A 321-nucleotide genomic window follows, 5' to 3' on the forward strand; every position below is an offset into this window, starting at 1 on the left:
ATGTACGCAGATAGGCTGTTTTGGTGTAGCGTCTCGGTATCATTTTTAAGGTTTTTCCCTCTGTATGCCCCTTTGGAAAGTGCGGCAGTATTTGCATAACTCACGCTTATTTGTCGCTTCTCGGTACGGTTTCGGAGCCTTTTGCCATCCATTCAAAGAAAGCAATTTTGCTGACCTTGATAAGTCTGCCCCTGCGGAACGCTGGAAAGCCGGGTGTGTGTACCAGCTCATAGGCGCTCGCTCTTGAAATTCCCATAATCCGCTGAATGTCCGCCACATCCAGAACCAGCGGTAAATCCTCGTAGCTGTTCAATCTCTTTT

The 321-nt window shown here is 48.0% G+C and carries 1 protein-coding gene; it reads right to left on the reverse strand.

The genetic code is table 11. The annotated features are described in order from the left end of the window. Positions 1-106: 106 nt before the first annotated feature. A partial coding sequence (locus tag LI164_RS15745) for a helix-turn-helix domain-containing protein (RefSeq protein ID WP_173734751.1) occupies positions 107-321 on the reverse strand: 215 nt, incomplete at its 5' end.

It is taken from the genome of Dorea sp. 210702-DFI.3.125, from assembly GCF_020560945.1.
Taxonomy (GTDB): Bacteria; Bacillota; Clostridia; order Lachnospirales; family Lachnospiraceae; genus Dorea; species Dorea formicigenerans.